This window comes from Thiospirochaeta perfilievii (genome assembly GCF_008329945.1).
GTDB classification, from domain to species: domain Bacteria; phylum Spirochaetota; class Spirochaetia; order DSM-2461; family DSM-2461; genus Thiospirochaeta; species Thiospirochaeta perfilievii.
In genome coordinates this window covers 1035778-1057522 of record NZ_CP035807.1, presented here as the reverse complement: position 1 = coordinate 1057522, position 21745 = coordinate 1035778, and the positions used below count along the sequence as shown (strand labels likewise).

The following is a 21745-nucleotide window of genomic DNA, read 5'->3' as shown; positions in this document are numbered from 1 at the left end:
TAATATATAAATATGGATAAAGAAAAGATTGAACGTGCAGTTCGTGATATTTTAGAAGCTATTGGTGAAGATCCCAAAAGAGAAGGTCTATTAGATACTCCTAGAAGAGTTGCTAATATGTATGAAGAAATTTTCAGTGCAATAAATAAGGATCCTTCCGATGATCTACAAGTTTTTTTCGAGCAGGCTGGTCACGAAGAGTTAGTTCTTGTAAAAGATATACCTTTTTATTCATGTTGTGAGCATCATCTTGTTCCTTTTTTTGGTAAAGCTCATATTGGTTATATACCTAGAAATGGTAAGATTACAGGTTTAAGTAAGCTTGCTAGGGTTGTGGATACTGTTGCAAAAAAACCTCAACTACAAGAGAGATTAACTACAGAGATTGTAGAGGCTTTAGAGAAGCAGTTAAATCCATTAGGAGTTATTGTTGTTGTAGAGGCTGAACATATGTGTATGACAATGAGGGGTATTAAAAAGCCAGGGTCAAGAACAATTACTAGTGGAGTTCGTGGAGCATTTCAAAGTGATGCAAAGGTAAGGGCTGAAGCACTACAGCTTATAAAGTTTTAATAATGAGAAATATACGATATACAAAATTAAGAAGTAATAAAATTGAGTTTAAAGATCTAACTATAGATTTTGGCTCTAGAACATATATTATGGGGATATTAAATGTTACCCCTGACTCCTTCTCTGATGGAGGGGAGTTTATAGGTTTAGAGGAAGCTTTAGCCCAGGTTTCAAAAATGATAGGTGATGGTGCTGATATTATTGATGTTGGTGGCGAGTCTACAAGACCAGGATTTACCCCTATCTCCATTGAAGAAGAGATATCTAGGGTTGTTCCAGTTATTAAGGCTATAAAAGATTATTTTGATATAACTATATCCCTGGATACATCAAAGGCTGAGGTCGCCAAAGCTGGTTTAGAAGCAGGGGCTGATCTTATTAATGATGTATGGGGTCTATTAAAGGATAATAAGTTAGCAGAAGTTATCGCGTCCTATAATGTTCCTGTTGTGTTAATGCACAACCAGGAGGATTGTAATTACTCTGATGATATTATTAGAGAGATAAGAAAATCCTTAAGAAGGTCAATTCGAATAGCCCTTAAAGCTGGTATTAAAAAAGAGTCAATAATTTTAGATCCAGGTATTGGTTTTGGTAAGACCCAAGAACAGAATAGAGAGGTCTTAGCTAGGTTAGGGGAGTTAAATACAATAGGATACCCTCTACTTTTAGGAACATCTAGAAAGTCAATTATAGGATCAATATTAGATATCCCTCCAAAAGAGAGGGTAGAGGGAACCCTTGCTACTTCTACAATTGGGATATCCCTTGGGGCTGACATTTTAAGAGTCCATGATGTAAAAGAGAATAAGAGAGTTGCATTAGTAACTGATAAAATTGTTAGGATATAATATGGATAAAATACTTTTAAACAATATGTGTTTCTATGGATACCACGGAGTACTTCCTGAGGAGACAAAATTAGGACAGAAATTCTTTATTGATATGGAGATATTTTTAGATTTAGAGGCTGCAGGTAGAACAGACGATATTGCTAAAAGCATCAGTTATGCTGAAGTTTTTGAAATAGTAAAGGAAGTAACCCAAGGTGAGCCTTACCAATTAATAGAAGCCCTAGCCCATGGGATCGCCAAAAGAGTTTTATCTACTTATAATTCTATAGATTCAGTCCTAGTTAGGGTTAAGAAGCCAGAAGCTCCAGTACCTGGCTCCTACGACTATTTTGGTGTAGAGATTGTTAGGAGACAAAATGGTTAAAGTTTATCTAAGTCTTGGTAGTAATATTGGGGATAGGGTAAAAAATATTAATAAAGCAATCTCATTAATAAAGGCAAACCCAGGGATAAACTGTGTAGAACAATCCTCCCTCTATATTACAGCTCCCCAGGGGTACTTGAAGCAGGATGATTTTATTAACTGTGTTTTAGGTTTAGAGACAAACTTAGAAGCAAGTGAGTTATTATTAGTTTGTCAGGATGTGGAGAAAAAGTTAAAACGGGTTAGGCTTTTTAGATGGGGACCTAGAATCATTGATGTAGATATTTTACTATACGGAGATAAAATTATTAATACTCCTGATCTAACAATACCCCATCCAAGAATGTATGAGAGAGCCTTTGTTCTAGTTCCTCTAGGGGAGTTAGACTCAACTTTTAATAAGTATATAGATAAAGTATCTTCCCAAGATGTTAGAATTTATACCCAGCCTCAAAAGTTAGTTTGATTAAACCCGTAGCTATAAAAACATCATTTTGAAAACCCTGTAGTGTCTCTTGGCTGTATAGGTAGCTTTGGGCTTTTAAAAGAGCACCTAGCCTAAACCTCTATAGGTGAATTATATCAACTCCTAATCCAGCATCCAGGGTAAATCCTCCTAATGAGTCTGAATGAATAGACTCTGTTCCATCAAATAGACTGTTTTTAAACTCAAATGATAATAGAGCTCCACCTAATCGACCTAATATATAAGGGGATAAGAATTTTAAGTTATTCATTGGGTAGTATCTTAATTCAATTCCCCCAGTAAACATAAATAGGCTATCCTTATTCACTCCTTCTAATATGTCATTAGTCATATCTGGATCTAACATATCTAAACCAACATAAAAAAAGAGATTATACTCCTCTTCTGATCCTCCAAATAGGAGTTCCCCACCAATTGATTGATCAAAATATGGACCATTTAAAACAGAAGAACCCTCTCTAAATATAATAAAAAATGGTTCTGGATCAACAGGGTTTTGTGAATCTATCCTTACTCCCACATCTTGGTTATTTCGATCATTAAAAAACCAACCATCATTTGAGTTATTAGGTTCCTCATAATACCAATCATTATCAGGTTCATCCTCTACATATCTATCATTAGAGTCATCCTTAGCCTTATTTAGAGCATCACTTAGGCTACCTCTGTTATGGTTAGATGAAGTTACACAACTATTAAATAGTAGGATTATTATTACATTTAAAAATATTATACGTTTTTTCATATAATCATTATAACGTTATTATATTGACAAATAAATACTATTTTGTATAAATTATTACATATTATGGGGTTATAGCTCAGTTGGCTAGAGCATATCGCTGGCAGCGATGGGGTCAAGGGTTCGAGTCCCTTTAGCTCCATAAATTTTTATTGGAAATGATAGAGCACCTAAACTATACTTGTTATTAAACAACTATATGAGGTTTTTATTATGGATGATAAAGAGTTAAAATGAAAAGTAAAACACTGTTAAAGGCACATCATAAAATGGTAACTATCTATCCTGGAGAGTACCATGTTACTAACCGAAGTGAAGCGATTACAACAGTATTAGGGTCCTGTATTTCCGTCTGTTTATATGATGGAATAAATGGAGTTAGTGGCATGAATCATTTTATGTTACCTAAAAATACCCGGGTTGATATGAACGAAAATAAGGCTGAGTTCTTAGAACATGTAGCCCATAGTAACTCCCTTCGATATGGAGTTACATCCATGGAAATACTAATAAATAAGATGATCTCTCTAGGGGGACGAAAACGAAACTTTACAGCAAAAATATTTGGGGGAGCTAATATTCTCCCTGTCGCTGGAACAGGTGTAACTGTTGGGGAACAAAATATACATTTTATATTAACCTTCTTAAAGGCAGAGGGAATAGAGATAACTAATCAAGATATTGGTAAAAAGGTAGGACGAAAAATTATATTTTTTACTAAGCACAACTCTGTCTACGTAAAACCAATACCTATAACTAAAGTCAAAGAGGATCTTCCTAAAACCAATATACCCCATGCAGGAGAGGTTGTTCTGTTTGATTAAGAAATATTTTAAGAGTTTAACTTTATATATATAACTGAATAGGAGGTTATTATGGTTAAAGAGAGAAAAATGGTATCCCTTGGTTTTACTAAGAAATTAGTAGAGGAGGGAACTCACATGTGTCTTGTATTTACAGATGAGAATGAGAGAGTTGAATCACTACTTAAATTTCTATTAAGTGGACTTCTTGGCAGGGAAAGATCTAGCTGCTTTAGTGAAAATATAACAGAAGATGAACTTTATAAATTTTTTAAAGATAATAATATTTTATATAAAGAGGAGAGAGATCAAAATAAGATAAGCTTATCACCCACAAATAAGGTTTATTTCCCCAATGGTGCTTTTGAACCTGAAAAAATGTTAGGCCTCCTAAAAGGTTTTTTTATAGAGTCTATGGATTTAGGATTCTCTTCCTGTAGAGTTATTGGTGAAATGGAGCCTCTTGTAGAGTCAATTCCTGGTGGAGATAGACTACTAGAGTATGAGTCTAAAGTTACACTACTTGTTAGAGAGTATCCAATAACCTGTATATGTCAATATGATGCAAATAGATTTAGTGGATCAACCATTATGGATGTTTTAAAAGTCCATCCAAAAATGGTAGTAAATGGTTCAGTTGTTCATAACCCTTTTTATATAGAACCTGAGGAATTTTTTAAGAGCTATAAGGGTAATATGTAATGGATCTCTCTTCAAAAGTTCTAGCCCAGATTATAATGATGCAGAGTGTTGCTTCTAAGCTAGATGATGAAATCTCTATTATGAGCTTTATCTGTAGGGGGTTCTCTGATATTCCAGGGATTAGGAGGGTTTTATATGTTCCTTACAAAACTGATTTTTCCAACTCTAAGGATTATTATACTATTGATATAGCCCATAAAAGTAGCAAGCACTATATATTGAATGTTGAGTTTGATGATTATAAAGAAGCGGAACCCTACATACCATATATTGAGAATTTCTGTACAGTTATTGGAGTAATACTAGAAGAGAAGAAACAGAGGTTATTAAAAGAGTCTCTCCTTCATAACCTAGAGGAGAGAGTTCTGTTAAGAACTAAAGAGCTAGAAGAGGAGGTTAAAAAAGAGAGCTATCTGAAAAAAAACTTAAAACTGCTAGATTGTATATCTCTAGTATTATCGATTCTATGCCCTCTATTTTAATTGGTTTTGATAAGAACTTTAATATTACTCAAATAAATAAAGAGGCTCAAAAGAGATTAGAGGTTGATTCTGAATCTGCCCTAGGAAAGAACTTATATCAGGTGATACCAAAAACTGATTCAATAGTTAGGCTAGTTGAAGAAGCTATAAAAACTAATAGAACTCAGGTTTTTCATAAATCCGTATCCGGAAATGGAAGTATAAAGGTTTGTGAAGATATTACAGTCTATCCTTTAATCTCCTCAAAACTAGAAGGTGCTGTTTTAAGAATTGATGATATTACTGATAGGGTTAAGATAGAAGAGAGTGCTATACAAAATGAGAAAATGCTCTCTATTGGAGGGTTAGCTGCAGGTATGGCCCATGAGATAAATAATCCTTTAGCAGGAGTTATTCAGATGTCTGAGGTTTTATATAATAGGCTATATAAAAAATTAGAAATCCCTGTTAATAAAGAGATCGCTCTAAAGTACAACCTTGACCTTTTAAGTATGAAAAAGTTTATGGAGGAGCGTGGAATTCCTAAGATGTTTAATAGTATACATGAATCAGGGGAACAAATTTCATATATAGTTAGTAATATGCTCTCTTTTGCAAGAAAGGGTGATGCTAAAATTTCCACACATTATATCGATAAGATTGTAGATGAGACAATTACCCTTGCACAAACAGACTATGATATAAAAAGCCAGTTTGATTTTAAAAAGATTAAAATAATAAAACAATATAGGGATGATGTTCCTCCTCTATCCTGTGATAAAACAAAGATTCAACAGGTTATATTAAATATACTTAGAAATGGTGCCCAAGAGATGCAGAAGAGTGGGACTGAAGATCCCCATTTTATAATTAGTTTTAGAGAGAATAATGGATCTATTGAGCTTGAGATTCAGGACAATGGTCCAGGTATGGATGAAGAGACTAAAAAAAGAATTTTTGAGCCATTTTTTACAACTAAAGGAAGTGGTTTTGGAACTGGTCTTGGTCTTAGTATCTCATACTATATTATACATGATAATCATAAAGGGGAACTAATTGTTGATAGTGAGAAGGGGCATGGTGCCAAGTTTACAATTAAACTACCAATACAGTCATCATAGATAAAAAGGGGCTGTTGCAACAGCCCCCTTTTTATTAACCTTTAACCGCACCTGCTGCAGCTAAACTGTGTTGTATCTCACTACTCATAAAAGAGTAAATTATTATAGTTGGAACGGTTCCTATTACAAGGCCAGCATTTATAGGTCCCCACTTAGAGCCATATTGACCAACCATTGATTGCAAACCAACTGTTAAAGTTCTAAAGCTTGATTTACTTATAAAAGTAATTGCAAACATAAGTTCATTCCATGCACTTAAAAAAGTAAATATTGCAACAGTTGCCATAGCTGGTTTTACCATAGGCATAATTATTCTATAAAAGGATGTCACAACTCCTGCCCCATCAATAAAGGCCGACTCTTCCATCTCTTTTGGTATTTTTTGCATAAATCCTACTAAAATATACATTGCAATAGGGATACCAAAACCTACATAGGGTAAAATTAAACATAGATAGCTATTTAATATTTTAGCATTTTTAAATGCAATAAATAGGGGTAGAAGTGTTGCATGAATTGGAATCATCATCCCTAATAAAAAGAAAGTCATAGCGACTTTACTAAATTTCCATCTTAGTCTAGCAATGGCGTATGCTGCCATACATGATACTAAGATAGTTATCACAATTGTTAAAGTTGTAACTAATGTACTGTTAAAAAGATATAATCCAACCTTACCACCAAAAAAAGCATCCTTATAGTTCTCCCATAAAAATGTCTCTGGAAATCCTACAACATTACCTCCAAAAAGCTCAGAGTTTGTTTTTAAGGATGAGAACAGAAGCCAAATAAATGGATATAACTGAACTATAGCGTATAATGAAAGTAAAATGGTTATAGCAAACTTAGATATATCTCTTTTTCTTATATTTATAGATTTCATCTACTTCTCCCCGTAATATTTTTTTGTTAGTTTCCCAAAAATACCCTGAACCAATACTGTCAAAATAAGACACTCTGCAATAATAAAAATTGCCATTGAACTACCATAACCATAGCTCATTCTGTGAAATATTGTATTAAACATAATAGTTGTAGGTACTTCCGTTGAGTGGAGAGGTCCCCCTCCGGTTAAGATGTAGATAAGATCAAATGTTTTTAAAGATCCAATAACTGCTAATATTACACAAATTTCAATTATAGGAAGTACGTATGGAATTATTATACTAAAAGTTATTTTTAAAGGTGATGCACCATCAATCTGAGCAGCCTCTATTAGTTCCTGGGGTAGTGTTTTTATTCCTGCATAAAATAAGAGAATATGATAACCTACAAACTGCCATAAAAGTGGTACAAATACAGCAACTAGTGCAATATCCTTGTTTCCAAGCCACTGGTTTGTTAGGTGTTCAAGACCTATATTTCTAAGTATTTCATTTAAAACACCGTACTGGGGATTATAGATCTTCATCCACATATTACCAATTACAACAGTAGAAACAATAACAGGAATAAAATAAACTGTTCTAAAAAAGCCCTCACCCCTAACTCCAGTGGTTAATAATCTAGCAAAAAAGAAGGCAATAGGGAGCTGTATTCCTACGGATAAGAGAGCGAGCCAAAGGGAGTTTATTATTGGTTTATAAAAGTCTTTATTTCCTGAAAAGAGTAGTTCTTTAAAGTTAGAGAATCCTATGAATGTTCCTTTACCAATTCCGTTCCATTCTAGGCTACTGTAGTATCCAGATGTAAAAATTGGGGCAATAACTACAAATAAAAAAATAAGTGTAGCTGGTAACATAAACAGTAGAATTACTTTTTTATTTGATAAAATATTGTTCATATATACTCCTAAAAAAATATGGACCGGTCTATCTAAAACCGGTCCATAATATAAAAACGATTACTTATTAATTTCTTGCATCTTTTTTGCAAAATCTTCAGCGGATATTGTATCTCCAAACAGTTCTGCTACATAGTTTTTATGGTCATCAGCGTCAGCACCCTCTAAAAATGTATCCCATGCTAAAACATAACCAGTACTGTTTGTAATTAGTTCTTTAACTTGTTTTACAACTGGGTTCTCTTTTGTAGTTACAACATCATCTGTTTTCCATGTAGGGATTCCTTCTCCTGCTTCTGCAAGGTTTCTAGAAACTTGTTCCATTAGGTATTTTGCAACAGTAGTAGCAGCATCTAAATCAGTAGCTGTTTTAGATACACAAAGACCATCAATAGAACCACCTAAGTATTGAGTATTATCACCCTTACCTCCCTCTATTGTAGGGAACCTTGTTGGAACTATTTTGTTTATGATATCGCTATCATGTCCAGCGATATCCCCTGCAAACCAGTTACCCATATAGTACATTGCTGCTTGACCTTCTAATAAAAGAGCTCCACTTTCATTGTAATCTATACCTAAGGCACCTTCTACAAATGCGTTTCTATCAACTAGGTCTTTTAATAACTGGGCAGATCTTACAAAATCTGGTGTATCAAAGGAACCTCTTCCTGCAAGGGCTGCATTGGAAGCATCAGCACCAGCAGTTCTAATTGCAAAAGCGTTCTGCCAAAACATTCCAGGCCATAAATCTTTCTCTCCAACTGTAATTGGGATTATTCCGTTTTGGTTAAATACATCTACAGCTGTTAATAATTCATCATATGTTTCAGGGATTTTAACACCGTATTTATCAAATAACTCTTGGTTACAATAAAGAGAAGCAACCCATTGAGTAAAAGTTAAACCATAAGTTTTATTATCAAAAGTAAAGTTAGTATTGGCACCACCTTTAATTCTATCAGATGTTCCATCTGCTAAATACTCATCTAGTGGAAGAACTTTCCCTGCATCAATAAATGGCTTTACAAAACCTGCTCCCCATGCAAAAAATACATCAGGTTGCTCATCAGCAGCTATAGCTGTCTTAATTTTAGTTTTATATGCTTCATTTGCTGTTCCATCGTGTTCTATTACAATACCTGGAAGGTCCGTTTTTGCACTTTCTAAAGCCTTTCTAAAAGCTACTGCATTTACATCCTCTGTCCCATCTGTCCATAAAGTCCAAACAGATACTGTTTTAACACCATTTTCAGTTCCAGCTTCTTTTTGACTGTTAGAAAAAGTTGATGATACACCTAATAAGCTTATTAATAACAAAGCCCATACTTTTTTTACAATTTGCATAAAATTTTCTCCTTTTTGTTAATTATTAACTAATGGTAGTATGGTAAATTCTACTTGGGTAGAAGTGATTTTTTGGAATTATAGGATTTTTTTTGGATTAAACTATATTTTTTATAAACTAGTGTTATTATTCTTACATAATGAAAAAACAGTTAGAATTTATTTTAGTTTTTATTATCTTCTCAAATACTATCTTCTGTGGAAGTAATAGGGAGATTATCGAGTCTAATAGAGAGCTTCCAGTAATAACCATGGCCTATTCATGGGAGTATGGATTTAAAAATAATCTAAAAGAGTTCTCAGACTCAGTTAAAAATGAATTTATAATTAAAACAGAGGAGAACCTAGGGTTAAACCATAAGGAGAAAATTCTAATAGATGCATCTTCAAACTCTGTACCAGATGTTTTTTGCTTCTGGAGTTATGAAACTAATCTTAGATATCTAGCAGATAATGGATTTCTTTTAAATATGGATGAGTACTTAGAAGCCTCTACTAAATATAGTAGGGAGGACTTTATTCCCAGGTTTTTAGATGCAACTAAGGTTGATGGTATAAATTACGCCTTACCCCATGAGTCCTTTTATGGATTTATGGCACTGAATCAGTCAATTTTCGATGAGTATAATTTAGATATACCAAAAACTTTTAATGACTTAAAAGAGATATCACCTATATTAAATAAAAATGGTATAACACCCTTTTCCATGGGAAGCTTTAGGGGGATCCAGGACATCTTTTTTTTAGTGCACTCTCCTACCAAGATCCTAATGGATATAGAGATGCAAAGGATATGAAACTTAACAATAAGTTTGAAAATCCTGGAACACTTAAGGCTGTAGATGCTATTTTAGAGTTAAGAAAAAATAGGGTAATTCCAAATAATACAATCTACGAAGGCTCCTTTGATAGGCAGGTTGATCTATATAATAATAGAAAGGCAGCTATAATTTTTGCTTTTACCTGGAGTCTAGCAAGGTTTAATGATGATGTAGCTAAAGATACAGTAATAATTCCAATACCTAGAATAAGTGATGAGTCTATTGATACTAGAAATTTTACTATTGGAGGAGTCTCCCAAAGCATCTGTATTAGCAAAAAAGCCTGGGCTGATTTAAGTAAAAGAGAGGCAATAATAAAGCTTATTGATTGGATATTTTCTGATGAAGTTTTTATTGCACGGTATAGAGAGTCTGGGTCATTTCCAGCTAAAAAGATGGATATTAGTATAATTGATAAACCAATATATATAAAATCTGCAAATTATATAAAAAATAGTGAAATTTATGATCTTCACGAATTTTATTTTAACTCATTAGGGGCATTTAACCAGTTTAAAGAGGCAAATGATCTTTTATGGAGTGGTGCTCTTAGTAGGGATGAATTTATGGATATGGTTCAAAATGTTATGGGTAGGGTAGTTGAGAAAAATTAATTCATATAGAACAATTCGAAAGGACTTATTAGCACTAATTATTCTATCTATTCTTATACCATTTACTCTAATTTCATTTGTTTTTATATATAATGTTAAAAATATTATTGATAAGGATGTTAAGGATTATCAAGAAGCGATAGTAACCCAATCAAGTAATAACCTTATAAATATCTTTTCAAATATAAAAATGATACAGAGGGCTACAATAGGTAAAGTTATATCCGATTACATTATTTTTGATAATAGTGATAACTTTAATAAAAACGAAATATCTAAACTTAAGGATCTTATAGAGTATCTATATATAACAGATAATGCCAGTTCAAATATAAATGGGATCTATGTTATTTTTGATAAACAGTATGTTATTAGTTCTAGGTTAGGTATTAGGGATAACCTGCTATTAGATAGACCTTGGCTTAAAAACAGTAGTGATTTAGCAAAAAATGAGTATTTTACAAAGGTGCATAGCGCCAATTACAATGTAGCTCTAGAGAGGGATGATTATGATCGTGTTATTTCCTACATTCAGCAGTTTACTCTCCCTGAAAAAAATGGAGATAAGGTAATAATACAGATAGATATAGATATGTCAGCCTTTCAAAATTTTATTGATTCATCAGAAAATGCTGAACAGATTCCAATGTACCTATTATATAGAAAGAATAATGAAAAACTTCTACAAAATGAAATCTATTCTAAATATATATCTAATAGGCCAAAGGATATAATTGTAAAAAAGAGTATTGTGGATAGTCAGTTAGAACTTATTGGGTTTATTAGACAGGATCAGTTTTTTATTAGAGTTAACTCTGCAATATTGGTTACAATTATCACTATTTTTCTTATCGCTGTTGTTAGTCTTATTATAGCTATTCTATTTTCTAGAGCTATAACTTCTCCCCTACATGAGCTCTATATATCAATGAAAAAGGTAGGGCAGGGGAATTTTTCCCCTAGTTACCCATCAACTAACTATTATGAGCTTGACTATTTAATTGAAAGATTCAAAAAAATGGTTGATGAAGTAGACTCTTTAATTGATGTTGTTGTTAAAAAAGAAGGGGAGGCAACAGAGGCAAAATTTCAAGCTCTTCAGGCAAAAATTAACCCACACTTTTTATATAATACTTTAGATGTTATTAGAAGTATTGCTCTAGAAAATGATAATGAGGATATCTCTTCAATGACCTTATCCCTATCTAGACTATTTCGATACAATGTGGGAAATCTTAAAGAGACAAACAAACTAGGAGTAGAGATAGAGTATTTAAAAGACTATCTTAAAATTCAAGAGTTTCGATTTGGAGATAGAATTACAACTACATTTAATATAGGCGATGGCCTAAAAAGTATAGAAATTGCTAGGTTTATAATCCAACCAATAATAGAGAATGCATATAAATACGGTCTAGAGTTAGCAACAGATGGAGGAGAACTAAAGGTCTCAGCAAAAACAGAAGAAGATATACTAGTAATAGAAGTTTATAATAATGGCCCTTTTATAGAACCTGATAAACTATTAAAACTTAAAAAATCCTTAAAGGAAGAGCCAAATATTTCAAGTGTTACATCAGCCCATGGATTAGATAATGTTAATTTAAGACTTAAACTACTATATGGAAATCCCTTTGGACTAGATATCGATAGTAACAAGGATGGTACTACTGTCTATATAAAAATTCCATATACAGGGGACTTAGATGGTTAAAATTGTAGTAATAGATGATGAGAAATGGATAAGGAAACTAATTATAAAACTTCTACCCTATGATAAATTTAGCTTAAAAGTTGTTGGTGAAGCAGAAAATGGTGAAGAGGGTTTAAAGCTAATTAGAGATAAAAAACCCAATATTGTTTTAACAGATATTAGAATGCCTGGAATCTCTGGTTTAGATCTTATAAGTGAAATTAATAAGATTACTAACAGTACTCGTATTATAATAATTTCAGGGTATGATATTTTTGAATACGCCCAAAAGGCTATTAAATTAGGGGTTGTGGATTTTGTTTTAAAACCTGTGGAGGAGGGGGAGTTAGAAAACTCTATCTCTAAGGCTATTAAACAATTAAATAGGGATAAAAGGATTAATCGGTCAGAGAGTTTAGAAAAACAGGTTAAAAGATTGGAGTACGATTTTGTTATAAAAACAACAACGGATTTTTCTTATATTAAAAATGATAAAATTAAGAAAGTTTTGATGTTTATAGAGGAAAATTTTCAGAATCAGATATCCCTAGAAAACGTTAGTGATGTTGTTTTAATGAACAGGTCCTATCTTTCTGAGACCTTTAAAAAGGAAGTCGGCATAGGTTTTAATAAGTATCTGATTACAAAAAGATTTGATGCATCAAAAAAACTTTTAATAAATAATATGGAACTAACTATTACGGATATAGCCTCAATAGTTGGCTTTATAGATGCAAACTACTTCTCCAGACTTTTTAAAAGATATTTTAAATGCACTCCCCAGGATTTTCGTAATAAGTATAGCACTAGGTAGAGTCTATTTTAAAGACTTTGTAATATCTGTGGCCTTTGTTGCTGATTCTAATATTAACCCAGTGTATTTTTTAAGTTTTTCGTTGTCATCATCTATACTGAATTTTATAATCTCTGCAGAACCAATAATTGCATTTAATAAATTATTTAAGTCATGTTTTATTTTATTTATATCTTCACTCAAGAGCCATCTCCTCTATATATTAACTATATTACAAATAAACTTATTTTTCATTAATAATATACTAATCTATATTCAATTCCACTTCCATCATTTGCAAACTCTATTTTAATAGTATCACTACTACTAATTTCTCCTAGATTAATATATATATTTGACTCTTTGTAGAAGTTTATCCCATTGGAGTTAGCTATATCTTTTATCTGGGCTACATCTAAGGGTTTAAATGATGGTATATAGTTAGAAAAAAAGTCTAACTGAATTAGATTGAAGTTTGAGTATTCTAAGAAACTATTTGAGTTAAGTTGCTGGGGTCTAGATGTATTTGTCTCTCTTGAATATAAAATAGCTAGTCCTAGATTTTGTAATAGAGTTGTTCTATCAATATTGAAGGTACTATTTTTATTAATAGCTTCTAATAAGCCATTAATTCCAAGAGTTCCTGTTGTAAAATACTCTTTTATAAAACTATCAAAATTTCTAATAAGATATGCTCCTACAACATAGGCTCTACTATAACTTGAAATATCGTAGTTCCAATTAAGTGTACTGTGTTCTATCCAATCCTGATTATATATTGGTATTCTTTGTAAGTCTGGCGGGAAAAAATAGGTATCACTTTCATCTGAAGCAATTAAATAGTTATATGCTAATATATCCTCAGCTATCATAGAGAACATCTCATTAACATAGGTCTCGTCATTTGTTGAAGTAAGAGTAATTTTATTTTTAATCCTCTTTTGATAGAAATGTATTAGGTGTTGAAACTCATGAATAAATGTGGATAAACCATATATGGTTTCTATACTCTCTTCACTCCACCCTTTACTACTATCTGCCCGATTAAAAAGTAGGTAGGAGTCAAGGACCACATTTAGAGCCTTATTAGAACCCTCTTTATCTATATAAGTATCATAACTATCAAAATAACCATAAATAACCCCTCTGTTATCCTTATCAATATTTTTATCATAGCCAATATCCATTAATAAAATATGGAAGTCACTATTATCCTTCTCTATAAGATTTTCATAGTTATGTTCTCCCCAATAATCCCCATATAAGTTTGTCATATCATTATAAATCCCAGAGAAATTACTTTTAAGAAACTCTACAGCATCTATACTTAATATGTCCAGATCCTTTACATCAACCCAGATATGTAGGTTGATAGTTGTATTATTTATTTTATTAGTAAGGGAAACTAACTTAAATGTAGTATTAGAATAGGTCATTACACTATTGTTGTTTTCATCAACCTCTGAACCTACAAGAACAAAAAAGGACTCTAAATCCCCCTGGCTATAACTATCTTGGGGATTAATATCCCTTGTTCTATTAGAGATATCTATACTGTTTTCCCTTGTCCGTGGAGGTTTATCCAACCTTCTAGGTAGAGTTGTAGTGGGAGTAATTGGATAAGGATAACTATTTCTGGTTGTTATAAGGCTTCGACTCTGACTATTTATAGTTACTTCTGGTATTAAAATATTCCTACTTGTAGGGTTTGTTAATAGAAGGTAGGCATTTGAACTGTCAGATTTTGGTAATAAACTACTATTAACGGTTATTGTTTTAACAACTAATACATCACTGTTATTACCTAAAAAACAGCTGCTTGTTAATAGTAGTATAATAAGATTAATGATAATTGGAAAACTTTTTTTTATATCCATAATCCAATTATCATACTTAAACTATTAGGGGTAAATAGTATTTTGACTATTTAAAGAATTTAGTACCTCTAGAAAGAGTTTTGACTCATATTTACCCATATTAAGGTCCATAGATTGGTAATTCCCACAATCCTTAGCAGTTGCTCCAGGAATATCCCCTTGGTAATCTGCCATAAAACTATATAGTTCAATTAATAGGGGTTTAATATCCATAGGTTTTAAGTCCCCTTTTAAAATAAGATAGTTTCCAGTTCTACACCCCATTGGTCCAAAATATATAACTCTATCCTTCCATTCTGTATTATTTCTTAAAAAAGTAGCACCTAAGTGTTCAATTGTATGAAGGGCTGGAACATCAATTACTGGTTCCATATTTGGTCTCTTCATTCTTATATCAAAGGTAGTAACAACTTCACTTCCAACTCTATCCTGTCTAGAAACATATACCCCACACAGTAGTTTTGTATGGTCTACAGTAAAACTTGGTATTTTTTCCATTTATTTCTCCTTAAGTTCTAATATAATCTCTTCTATTAACATTCCTGAATTTTTTGCTGCTACCACAAGAAACTCTTCAAAGGATTGTTTTGACTCCTTCCCTGGAACATCGGAGATGGATCTAATAATTAAAAATGGGACTTTAGACATGTGGCACACCTGGGCTATTGCTGCAGCCTCCATCTCAGTAGCCTTCATAGGAGGTAGTTTGGATTTAATTCTATCAACATCATCCTCATCGTGGATAAAAGAATCGCCAGTAATTATTAGACCATCAGTAACATGGATCTTGTCAATTTTTTTTGCTGCTTTTTTTGCAACTTCTATTAATTTTTTGTCCGGTGTAAATCCAGGAGGCATTTTAGGGATTTGACCATACTCGTAACCAAAAAGTGTAACATCTACATCGTGGTATCTTACTTCCTGGGAAATAATAACATCACCTACATTTAAATCTGTAGAGAGTCCTCCAGCACTACCTGTATTTATTACTAAATCAGGGGAAAATTGGTCTATTAATATTGTTGTTCCAACAGCTGCAGCAACTTTTCCAATTCCACACTGTAATAAAACTACATCGGTATTAAAAAGAGTTCCATGGTAAAGTTTTGTTCCACATTTCTCTATAGTTTTAACATCCTTCATCTTATGAAGGAATCCATTTACTTCTTCTTCCATTGCTCCAATTAAGCCAATTCTCATCTCTTTTCCCTTCCTTGCTGTAATATTACTACTTTTTTACCCTTTGTTTCATCATCATCACCTAGGAATTTAGTGAAATAATTTTCTGTTTCTTTAAAAATAATGTCTAATTCAGACTCTTCCTGGGGGGTAAATCGCTCTAGAACATAATTTGCCACAGAACCCCGGCTTGGTCTTGATATTCCAATGGCCAGCCGTTTAAAATTACTACTCCCCGTTAAATCTTTTATTGACCTTAGCCCATTATGACCAGCTAAACCACCACCGTGCTTTATTTTTATGGACCCAAACTCAGTCTCTAGATCATCGTGTACTACTAAAACTTCATCTATATTTATCTTAAAAAAGAGATCGCCTTTACAACAGACTCCCCTGATCTATTCATTAGTGTTTGGGGTAGTAGATAGACAATGTTACTCTCTTTATAATATTCAGCTTTAAATTTTGTCATTTTTTGTGTGGATCTGTTTAGGTATTCTTCAAATAACCAACCAACATTGTGTCTTGTATTACGATATTGGTTACCATAATTACCTAAAAACACTACCATTTTAATCATTAAAGGCTCCTAAAAATACTATAGTGTAATTTATATAAAATGAATATAATAGGATATAAGATTTTTAAAGAGGTTTAAATGGAAGATAGAATACCTACATCAGTACTTAGCATTATTAAGGCTAGCCAAGAGAAGGGTGAGAAATTAACAACATTAACATGTAGGATGACAGGGGAGTTTAAACCATTTACAGAAGCTATTATTTTCCCTGGGGAGAGAAAATTCCAAGTAAGAGATATAACTCCAGTAGAAGATAATAACTATTTAGTAAAAGTAAAGGGTATTCCTTTTAAAAACTGTATACCTTTTGCAGTAATTACCCCTGTTAATCTTAAGGTTCGGTACAATAAAAAAGCTTATTTTATTCCCTCAGACTATCACAGTAAGGATTTTTATCCAGGGGACTACTACATAACTGGCGGTATTTTTACCGGCTATAGAATGTTTAATAAGGAAAAGTATAGCGCTAAGGTTAAAAAAGTAGGTAGTTTGTACAGTGTTAGTTTCCCATTTAAATCCCCCTTAGTACCAGGAGGTAGTTACACCTTTGAGAATAATAAGGGTTTTAGTGGTGAGATGGTTCTTATCTATCCTGGTGATATGAGCAAAAAAAGTGAGAATATAGTAACATCCAGGATTGAAAAATTTAGAACAAGGCCAACAGTTAAAGGGATATACTCAATTATTCTAAGAACAGATAACTATGTAGAATTACCATTTTTCTTAGAAGATGAAAGTTTTGATGGCTCTATCTCAATGGGATATAAAAGGGTAATGGAGAGGGAGTATCTCTCTGTAAAAAACAGAATAATTAAACAGAGTAAGGCTTCTGGTGGTGTTTTATTTAACTCAGTTAAAAAGAGTTGTAATGTTACCCCCTCATTTTTTCATGCGGTTTTAGACCAACTAGTAGAGGAAAAACTAGTTGAAGTTGATGGGGATTATGTTATTTCAACCTGTGAAAATAGGGAGGACTTTTTATCACCTCTAACTAAAAACTCCTTTTTACTAATTAAAGAGGCTGGTATTAATGGTTTAAGCAGAAGATCTATAAAAGACTTTGGTATGATAAACTGTTTTTATGAAATAAAGAGAATGAAATTAGCTAAGGTTTTAGATGATGATCTCTACTACAGTTTAGATGCTTTTAATGAACTTCTAGGTAAGATTTTTAAGAGTAAAGTTGTAGGGGATGATCTTTCTATCCAGGAAATTAGGGAGTCTAGTGGACTATCTAGAAGATATATAATTGCATTACTTAATATTTTAGAAGACGATGGAGTTATAGAGAGGGATGAAGATGATAAAAGAGTTATTAAAGTTATCCCTTAATATAGTAATCTTTATATCCTTATACTCTTGTACAGTTAATCCTCCTATAATAAATGAGATAGATTGGGATGTGACTTTTTTTAAAGATGAAGAGCGATCTTTAGAGTATGAGATCTTAAATGTATTTCTTAATATATATGATGAGGATGGTGAGGGAGACATAGAGACTGTATTTTTGATATCTGATGAGTCTCAATTTTATTGGGAATTAAATAGTAATAACTGGGATATTAAAGTAGAAAATGAGACTAGATGGATTGGGTCAACCTCCCTTGTTATGCCTAATAGATCCCCTATTCCTAGAGGCCCTATAAGGGTTTTTGTACGGGACTTAGCAGGGGAGAGTGTAGATGATAAAATTTATATATCAAAGAGTCGTGTTGAGCCTAGGGATATCATCTACCCGGAATTAGAACTTAATGATAATAAGATCGTTTTACTAAATTATGATAGTGGGGTAGTAGATATATACTTAGATGATTTATTACTAACAAGTGGTAAGATTCTAAAGGGTGAATCCTTATTTAAGGAGGTATTTAAAAGGGACTTAACAGAACTAAATCCCAATATATCCCTCTATGTAACAGTTAAAAAAGGGGACCTAAAAATTAAATCAGGTCCCTGGAACTTTTAATGTCTAATACTATTAAAAATCTTTTTTAAGTAGGCTAAAAAGTTCTGAAACAGATTTTTTCCATAAATATCCGAATACTCTTTAGTGGCCTGATCTAAAGGAAAATCTTGACCGTATTTACTTTTTAGATCATCCCAATGTTTTACAATCCATATATATAGGTCAGCCTCTGTTCTATTATTAAATCTTGCAACAAGGCTATCTTCTCTTACTGTCTTAATTATAGGACTGTATAGATTTTCATACCAGGAGATAGTAGCTTCTTTTAAAGAGATCTCATCTTCTATTCCTTGGTTTATAAAATATTTATGTCCTAAAATGTGATTTAACAACTCCATATATCTACCTGGAGCTGTAAAATATATCTCAGACATATCGATATACTCGCCTATCTTGGTATCCTCTAAAAAGTTCTCTCTCTCATAGGCTATAACCTTATCTTCCAATTCAGATCTGGTCATTCCCTTTTCTAGGGGTATTTCAGCATTTAACTCAATTACTTCTGCATCAATGGCGTAAACTTTCTGCATTTTAGCCACAGAAACCCTATGATTTCCATCTCGTACAAAGTATAAATCCCCTATTTTATAAAGCTTTATAGGGGGAAGTATTACATCTGTTATATGGGCTTTATCTATACTTACCCATCTATTTCTAAGATGTTCTTTTTTAGGTAAAAAGGCTTTGTTAAAGTCTCTGTATCTTCCCTCTGACCCAACAATATCTTTAACTGCAACAACTTTCATCCCCTTATAAGACTCGTTATTTGGTTTTACTAAAGATTTTATATCGTATAAAGAGAGTAACTGCTGTTTCTCAGGGGATAATAAATTTAGAATAGATAATATCTTCTCTTTAAATCTAGCTTTTCCAAAGTCATCAATAGCTCTTTCATTAAGCATGTTATTGTCCAAAACTATCCTCCCTATTAAAGTCTAATACATAGTGATCATAAACATTTATAACCCTTGTATTATGGTAGTCTGTAATTTTTTTTTCATTTTTATTATATAGATGAATATGACCATGGAGTAGATATTTAGGTTTGAATTTACGCATAAACCATAAAAATGACTTAAAACCTACATGACATGGGTCCTCTTTGTCGTGGATTCCCCTAGGAGCAGCGTGGGTTAATAGAATATCTAAGTATCTACCCCTAAATATTTTATTAAAAACCAACCTTGGGATCATTCTTATCATACTTAGATACATCTGTAACTCTGTATGCTGGTTTTCTGCTTTATTATATTTTTTACATCCACCTAAACCCATTATAATTAAATCATTTTTTTTATCATATTTCATATTAAATCCCACATATATGGAACCGAAGGTTGTATTTCTAAGGGAGTTTGTTAAAAGCCCCTTATCAAACCTTTTATTAAAAACACCTAAATACTTTAAATTATGATTACCAAATACAAAATATAGAGGTTTATTAAGGGAGCTTACAACAAAGCCTAGGTAGTCCATTGGAAGGTCACCAGCACTTAATACTAAAGAGACACATTTAAAGCGCTCTTTTATTGCATTTGAATAAACAATTGGGTCAACATGATCTGCTATACACAATATCTTCATAATTAACCTTACATTTGATTTAATATTTTTACAAGTTTCCTCTTACCAATTAACTCTATAGGTCTAGATTCAGCAAATTTCTTAGCATCACTAGTAATCTCTGTGCTTGAAATTAGTATACTTTTCATTATATTCATATTCTTCATCTCATCTAGAACATTTCTAACAGTAGTTTCTGATACAGGGTTACTATCCCTTAAAAGTCTTACTAAATATGACATTTTTTTAGAGGCTTTCCAATCTTTTTTACCACTCTCAAGACCAATTAACTGTATCCCAGACTTTACATCCTTAATGTCTTGGGCTGTTAGATTAATCTGGCCACATATAGCCTTACATATCTCTACGTACTCATCCCTTGTTGATGTTAGATAATCCTTCATTCGATCATTCTCTTGTAACTCTTTATATTGGGAGAGTTTTTCTGATACGTCTTTAAAGTTCTTTTTACTCTTATTTATTATTACCCAGTGTTCTATAGCCTTATCAAGATCCCTTACTTGCTCGAAGGCCATTGCCATAAAATAGTGGATATAGAGTAGTTGTTGCTCTGAATACTTAATTTCTGAATCACGCTGTATAAGATTTAAGGACTTATCAAGTTCTGTAATTGCTAAATCAAACTTTTTAAGGGCAATATAACATATACCCCTCTCCATTAAAGCTTTTAGCTTAATACTTTTATCTCGAAGGGCTTTTTCAAAGGCCTCAATAGCCCCCATGTAGTCCTTACCCTCCTTGGCAATTTTACCTATATAAAAGTATGTTATAAAATTAGTCTCATCGTATTTTAACGAAGAGTCTAAGAACAGCTTTGCATCCTTGTATCGCTTAGAGTTATACATAATCATCCCAAGGTGAAGGTAGGCCCCTGCATGTCTTGGGTCTAACTCAATGGTTTTCTTATAATAATTAACAGCCTTACTAGATTTCTGCCTATCTTCAAATAAAAGACCAACATTGTAGTAGTTTTCGCTCTCATATGGAGATAACTTAATTAGAAGTAGGTAGTCCTTTAACGCTTCATCAGGTTGATTAAACTGTAAAAAGAGTTTTGAAGATAGTTTTCTAAACTCCTTCTCTGGACAGGCTGGGGAAAACTCTCCAATCTTATTGATGGATTTAACCTCCATAAAGGCTAGTTCCTGCTTATTCTCCATCATAAAAGCTTTTGCTAGAAGAAAGTGGGCATCTACGTTTTGTGGATCTTTAGCTATCATCTTTTTTAAGACATCTATCGCGTGGGAAGACTTTCCCTGTTTTATAAGAGTTTGAATGGAACCTATATTGTGGTTACCCGCTCTTCTAACGATTAGAAATACAATTATTGCAAAAACCATGGTAATTGCTATAGAAAGAATTATTATAGTAGTCATGGGCCCTCTAAAATGTGTAAGATAA

General features: G+C 32.6%; 25 protein-coding genes, 1 tRNA gene and 1 pseudogene. 15 read left to right on the top strand and 12 right to left on the bottom strand.

Features of this window, described 5'->3' with window-relative positions; all coding sequences use genetic code 11:
• Positions 1-12: 12 nt before the first annotated feature.
• From folE to folK, 4 genes are read left to right on the top strand one after another with little or no spacing between them, the layout of a single operon-like run.
• Complete coding sequence (folE, locus tag EW093_RS04880; protein WP_149567320.1) at positions 13-573, top strand: GTP cyclohydrolase I FolE; 561 nt, start codon at positions 13-15, stop codon at positions 571-573.
• 2 nt (positions 574-575) lie between these two features.
• Positions 576-1424, top strand: a complete 849-nt coding sequence (folP, locus tag EW093_RS04875; protein ID WP_149567319.1) for a dihydropteroate synthase — start codon at positions 576-578, stop codon at positions 1422-1424.
• Position 1425: 1 nt separating this feature from the next.
• Entirely contained in the window at positions 1426-1791 is a 366-nt protein-coding gene (gene folB, locus EW093_RS04870; protein ID WP_149567318.1) for a dihydroneopterin aldolase, read from the top strand.
• A complete protein-coding gene (gene folK / locus EW093_RS04865; RefSeq protein WP_149567317.1) occupies positions 1784-2257 on the top strand; it encodes a 2-amino-4-hydroxy-6-hydroxymethyldihydropteridine diphosphokinase in 474 nt (157 codons plus the stop codon). The genes folB and folK overlap by 8 nt, the downstream gene beginning before the upstream one ends.
• A 100-nt stretch (positions 2258-2357) precedes the next feature.
• Here folK and EW093_RS04860 read toward each other — a convergent pair whose 3' ends face one another.
• A complete protein-coding gene (locus EW093_RS04860) occupies positions 2358-3023 on the bottom strand; it encodes a hypothetical protein (protein ID WP_149567316.1) in 666 nt (221 codons plus the stop codon).
• A 65-nt stretch (positions 3024-3088) separates the two neighbouring features.
• On the opposite strand from EW093_RS04860, the gene EW093_RS04855 reads away from it, so the two are divergent.
• From EW093_RS04855 to EW093_RS04835, 5 genes are all read left to right on the top strand, one after another.
• A tRNA-Ala gene (locus tag EW093_RS04855) sits at positions 3089-3162 on the top strand.
• A 91-nt stretch (positions 3163-3253) separates the two neighbouring features.
• On the top strand, positions 3254-3844 hold the full coding sequence (locus EW093_RS04850) for a chemotaxis protein CheD (protein ID WP_149567315.1): 591 nt from the start codon (positions 3254-3256) through the stop codon (positions 3842-3844).
• Between the two features lie 51 nt (positions 3845-3895).
• Positions 3896-4525, top strand: coding sequence for an MEDS domain-containing protein (locus tag EW093_RS04845; protein WP_149567314.1), 630 nt, complete (start codon positions 3896-3898; stop codon positions 4523-4525).
• Positions 4525-5007, top strand: coding sequence for a hypothetical protein (locus EW093_RS04840; RefSeq protein ID WP_149567313.1), 483 nt, complete (start codon positions 4525-4527; stop codon positions 5005-5007). The genes EW093_RS04845 and EW093_RS04840 overlap by 1 nt, the downstream gene beginning before the upstream one ends.
• Entirely contained in the window at positions 4992-6107 is a 1116-nt protein-coding gene (locus tag EW093_RS04835; protein WP_149567312.1) for a two-component system sensor histidine kinase NtrB, read from the top strand. The genes EW093_RS04840 and EW093_RS04835 overlap by 16 nt, the downstream gene beginning before the upstream one ends.
• Before the next feature lie 34 nt (positions 6108-6141).
• Here EW093_RS04835 and EW093_RS04830 read toward each other — a convergent pair whose 3' ends face one another.
• Genes EW093_RS04830 through EW093_RS04820 form a run of 3 tightly spaced genes read right to left on the bottom strand, consistent with a single transcriptional unit; the run spans position 6142 to position 9237 of the window.
• Positions 6142-6990, bottom strand: a complete 849-nt coding sequence (locus EW093_RS04830; protein ID WP_149567311.1) for a carbohydrate ABC transporter permease — start codon at positions 6988-6990, stop codon at positions 6142-6144.
• Positions 6991-7890, bottom strand: a complete 900-nt coding sequence (locus EW093_RS04825; RefSeq protein WP_149567310.1) for a carbohydrate ABC transporter permease — start codon at positions 7888-7890, stop codon at positions 6991-6993.
• A gap of 60 nt (positions 7891-7950) precedes the next feature.
• Positions 7951-9237 (bottom strand): extracellular solute-binding protein, encoded by a 1287-nt coding sequence (locus tag EW093_RS04820; protein ID WP_149567309.1) that lies wholly within the window; start codon positions 9235-9237, stop codon positions 7951-7953.
• A 140-nt stretch (positions 9238-9377) separates the two neighbouring features.
• On the opposite strand from EW093_RS04820, the gene EW093_RS17815 reads away from it, so the two are divergent.
• From EW093_RS17815 to EW093_RS04800, 4 genes are read left to right on the top strand one after another with little or no spacing between them, the layout of a single operon-like run.
• On the top strand, positions 9378-10034 hold the full coding sequence (locus EW093_RS17815; protein ID WP_149567308.1) for an ABC transporter substrate-binding protein: 657 nt from the start codon (positions 9378-9380) through the stop codon (positions 10032-10034).
• Positions 10031-10672 carry a type 2 periplasmic-binding domain-containing protein gene (locus EW093_RS17810; RefSeq protein WP_149567307.1) on the top strand — a complete coding sequence of 214 codons (642 nt, stop codon included), beginning with the start codon at positions 10031-10033 and terminating at the stop codon, positions 10670-10672. Before EW093_RS17815 ends, EW093_RS17810 begins: the two co-directional genes overlap by 4 nt.
• Positions 10659-12386 (top strand): sensor histidine kinase, encoded by a 1728-nt coding sequence (locus tag EW093_RS04805; protein WP_149567306.1) that lies wholly within the window; start codon positions 10659-10661, stop codon positions 12384-12386. The genes EW093_RS17810 and EW093_RS04805 overlap by 14 nt, the downstream gene beginning before the upstream one ends.
• A complete protein-coding gene (locus EW093_RS04800) occupies positions 12379-13179 on the top strand; it encodes a response regulator transcription factor (protein WP_149567305.1) in 801 nt (266 codons plus the stop codon). The genes EW093_RS04805 and EW093_RS04800 overlap by 8 nt, the downstream gene beginning before the upstream one ends.
• 3 nt (positions 13180-13182) lie before the next feature.
• On the opposite strand, the gene EW093_RS04795 is transcribed toward EW093_RS04800, so the two are convergent.
• The 5 genes and pseudogenes from EW093_RS04795 to pth all read right to left on the bottom strand — a co-directional run bounded on the left by EW093_RS04795 (position 13183) and on the right by pth (position 16785).
• A complete protein-coding gene (locus EW093_RS04795) occupies positions 13183-13362 on the bottom strand; it encodes a histidine kinase dimerization/phospho-acceptor domain-containing protein (RefSeq protein ID WP_149567304.1) in 180 nt (59 codons plus the stop codon).
• Between the two features lie 50 nt (positions 13363-13412).
• Positions 13413-15035, bottom strand: a complete 1623-nt coding sequence (locus EW093_RS04790) for a M30 family zinc metallopeptidase (protein WP_149567303.1) — start codon at positions 15033-15035, stop codon at positions 13413-13415.
• A gap of 24 nt (positions 15036-15059) precedes the next feature.
• Positions 15060-15533: an S-ribosylhomocysteine lyase gene (locus tag EW093_RS04785; protein WP_149567302.1), complete on the bottom strand. Its 474-nt coding sequence runs from the start codon at positions 15531-15533 to the stop codon at positions 15060-15062.
• Positions 15534-16235 carry a 5'-methylthioadenosine/S-adenosylhomocysteine nucleosidase gene (gene mtnN, locus EW093_RS04780; RefSeq protein WP_149567301.1) on the bottom strand — a complete coding sequence of 234 codons (702 nt, stop codon included), beginning with the start codon at positions 16233-16235 and terminating at the stop codon, positions 15534-15536.
• Positions 16232-16785 (bottom strand): annotated as a pseudogene (pth, locus tag EW093_RS04775) (aminoacyl-tRNA hydrolase). Before pth ends, mtnN begins: the two are co-directional and overlap by 4 nt.
• Positions 16786-16872: 87 nt before the next feature.
• Between pth and EW093_RS04765 the strand changes: the two are divergent.
• Together EW093_RS04765 and EW093_RS04760 are read left to right on the top strand one after the other, a co-directional pair.
• Positions 16873-18126, top strand: coding sequence for a SelB domain-containing protein (locus tag EW093_RS04765; RefSeq protein WP_149567298.1), 1254 nt, complete (start codon positions 16873-16875; stop codon positions 18124-18126).
• Positions 18089-18760 (top strand): hypothetical protein, encoded by a 672-nt coding sequence (locus tag EW093_RS04760; protein WP_149567297.1) that lies wholly within the window; start codon positions 18089-18091, stop codon positions 18758-18760. Before EW093_RS04765 ends, EW093_RS04760 begins: the two co-directional genes overlap by 38 nt.
• On the opposite strand, the gene EW093_RS04755 is transcribed toward EW093_RS04760, so the two are convergent.
• The 3 genes from EW093_RS04755 to EW093_RS04745 are packed head-to-tail and all read right to left on the bottom strand — an operon-like array spanning position 18757 to position 21720.
• Entirely contained in the window at positions 18757-19674 is a 918-nt protein-coding gene (locus EW093_RS04755) for a transcriptional regulator (protein ID WP_246745071.1), read from the bottom strand. The genes EW093_RS04760 and EW093_RS04755 overlap by 4 nt on opposite strands.
• Positions 19664-20344 (bottom strand): metallophosphoesterase, encoded by a 681-nt coding sequence (locus tag EW093_RS04750; protein WP_149567296.1) that lies wholly within the window; start codon positions 20342-20344, stop codon positions 19664-19666. The genes EW093_RS04755 and EW093_RS04750 overlap by 11 nt, the downstream gene beginning before the upstream one ends.
• A gap of 8 nt (positions 20345-20352) precedes the next feature.
• Positions 20353-21720, bottom strand: coding sequence for a tetratricopeptide repeat protein (locus EW093_RS04745; RefSeq protein WP_149567295.1), 1368 nt, complete (start codon positions 21718-21720; stop codon positions 20353-20355).
• Between the last annotated feature and the right edge of the window lie 25 nt (positions 21721-21745).

Excerpts from the sequence above, each read along its gene's own strand:
- EW093_RS04745 (WP_149567295.1), bottom strand. The coding sequence starts at position 21,720 with ATGACTACTATAATAATTCTTTCTATAGCAATTACCATGGTTTTTGCA.
- EW093_RS04860 (WP_149567316.1), bottom strand. The coding sequence starts at position 3,023 with ATGAAAAAACGTATAATATTTTTAAATGTAATAATAATCCTACTATTT.
- EW093_RS04750 (WP_149567296.1), bottom strand. The coding sequence starts at position 20,344 with ATGAAGATATTGTGTATAGCAGATCATGTTGACCCAATTGTTTATTCA.
- folP (WP_149567319.1), top strand. The coding sequence starts at position 576 with ATGAGAAATATACGATATACAAAATTAAGAAGTAATAAAATTGAGTTT.
- EW093_RS17815 (WP_149567308.1), top strand. The coding sequence starts at position 9,378 with ATGAAAAAACAGTTAGAATTTATTTTAGTTTTTATTATCTTCTCAAAT.
- EW093_RS04800 (WP_149567305.1), top strand. The coding sequence starts at position 12,379 with ATGGTTAAAATTGTAGTAATAGATGATGAGAAATGGATAAGGAAACTA.
- EW093_RS04820 (WP_149567309.1), bottom strand. The coding sequence starts at position 9,237 with ATGCAAATTGTAAAAAAAGTATGGGCTTTGTTATTAATAAGCTTATTA.
- EW093_RS04790 (WP_149567303.1), bottom strand. The coding sequence starts at position 15,035 with ATGGATATAAAAAAAAGTTTTCCAATTATCATTAATCTTATTATACTA.
- folB (WP_149567318.1), top strand. The coding sequence starts at position 1,426 with ATGGATAAAATACTTTTAAACAATATGTGTTTCTATGGATACCACGGA.
- mtnN (WP_149567301.1), bottom strand. The coding sequence starts at position 16,235 with ATGAGAATTGGCTTAATTGGAGCAATGGAAGAAGAAGTAAATGGATTC.
- EW093_RS04845 (WP_149567314.1), top strand. The coding sequence starts at position 3,896 with ATGGTTAAAGAGAGAAAAATGGTATCCCTTGGTTTTACTAAGAAATTA.
- EW093_RS04825 (WP_149567310.1), bottom strand. The coding sequence starts at position 7,890 with ATGAACAATATTTTATCAAATAAAAAAGTAATTCTACTGTTTATGTTA.
- EW093_RS04785 (WP_149567302.1), bottom strand. The coding sequence starts at position 15,533 with ATGGAAAAAATACCAAGTTTTACTGTAGACCATACAAAACTACTGTGT.
- EW093_RS04835 (WP_149567312.1), top strand. The coding sequence starts at position 4,992 with ATGCCCTCTATTTTAATTGGTTTTGATAAGAACTTTAATATTACTCAA.
- EW093_RS04840 (WP_149567313.1), top strand. The coding sequence starts at position 4,525 with ATGGATCTCTCTTCAAAAGTTCTAGCCCAGATTATAATGATGCAGAGT.
- EW093_RS17810 (WP_149567307.1), top strand. The coding sequence starts at position 10,031 with ATGAAACTTAACAATAAGTTTGAAAATCCTGGAACACTTAAGGCTGTA.
- EW093_RS04830 (WP_149567311.1), bottom strand. The coding sequence starts at position 6,990 with ATGAAATCTATAAATATAAGAAAAAGAGATATATCTAAGTTTGCTATA.
- EW093_RS04765 (WP_149567298.1), top strand. The coding sequence starts at position 16,873 with ATGGAAGATAGAATACCTACATCAGTACTTAGCATTATTAAGGCTAGC.
- EW093_RS04850 (WP_149567315.1), top strand. The coding sequence starts at position 3,254 with ATGAAAAGTAAAACACTGTTAAAGGCACATCATAAAATGGTAACTATC.
- folK (WP_149567317.1), top strand. The coding sequence starts at position 1,784 with ATGGTTAAAGTTTATCTAAGTCTTGGTAGTAATATTGGGGATAGGGTA.
- EW093_RS04760 (WP_149567297.1), top strand. The coding sequence starts at position 18,089 with ATGAAGATGATAAAAGAGTTATTAAAGTTATCCCTTAATATAGTAATC.
- folE (WP_149567320.1), top strand. The coding sequence starts at position 13 with ATGGATAAAGAAAAGATTGAACGTGCAGTTCGTGATATTTTAGAAGCT.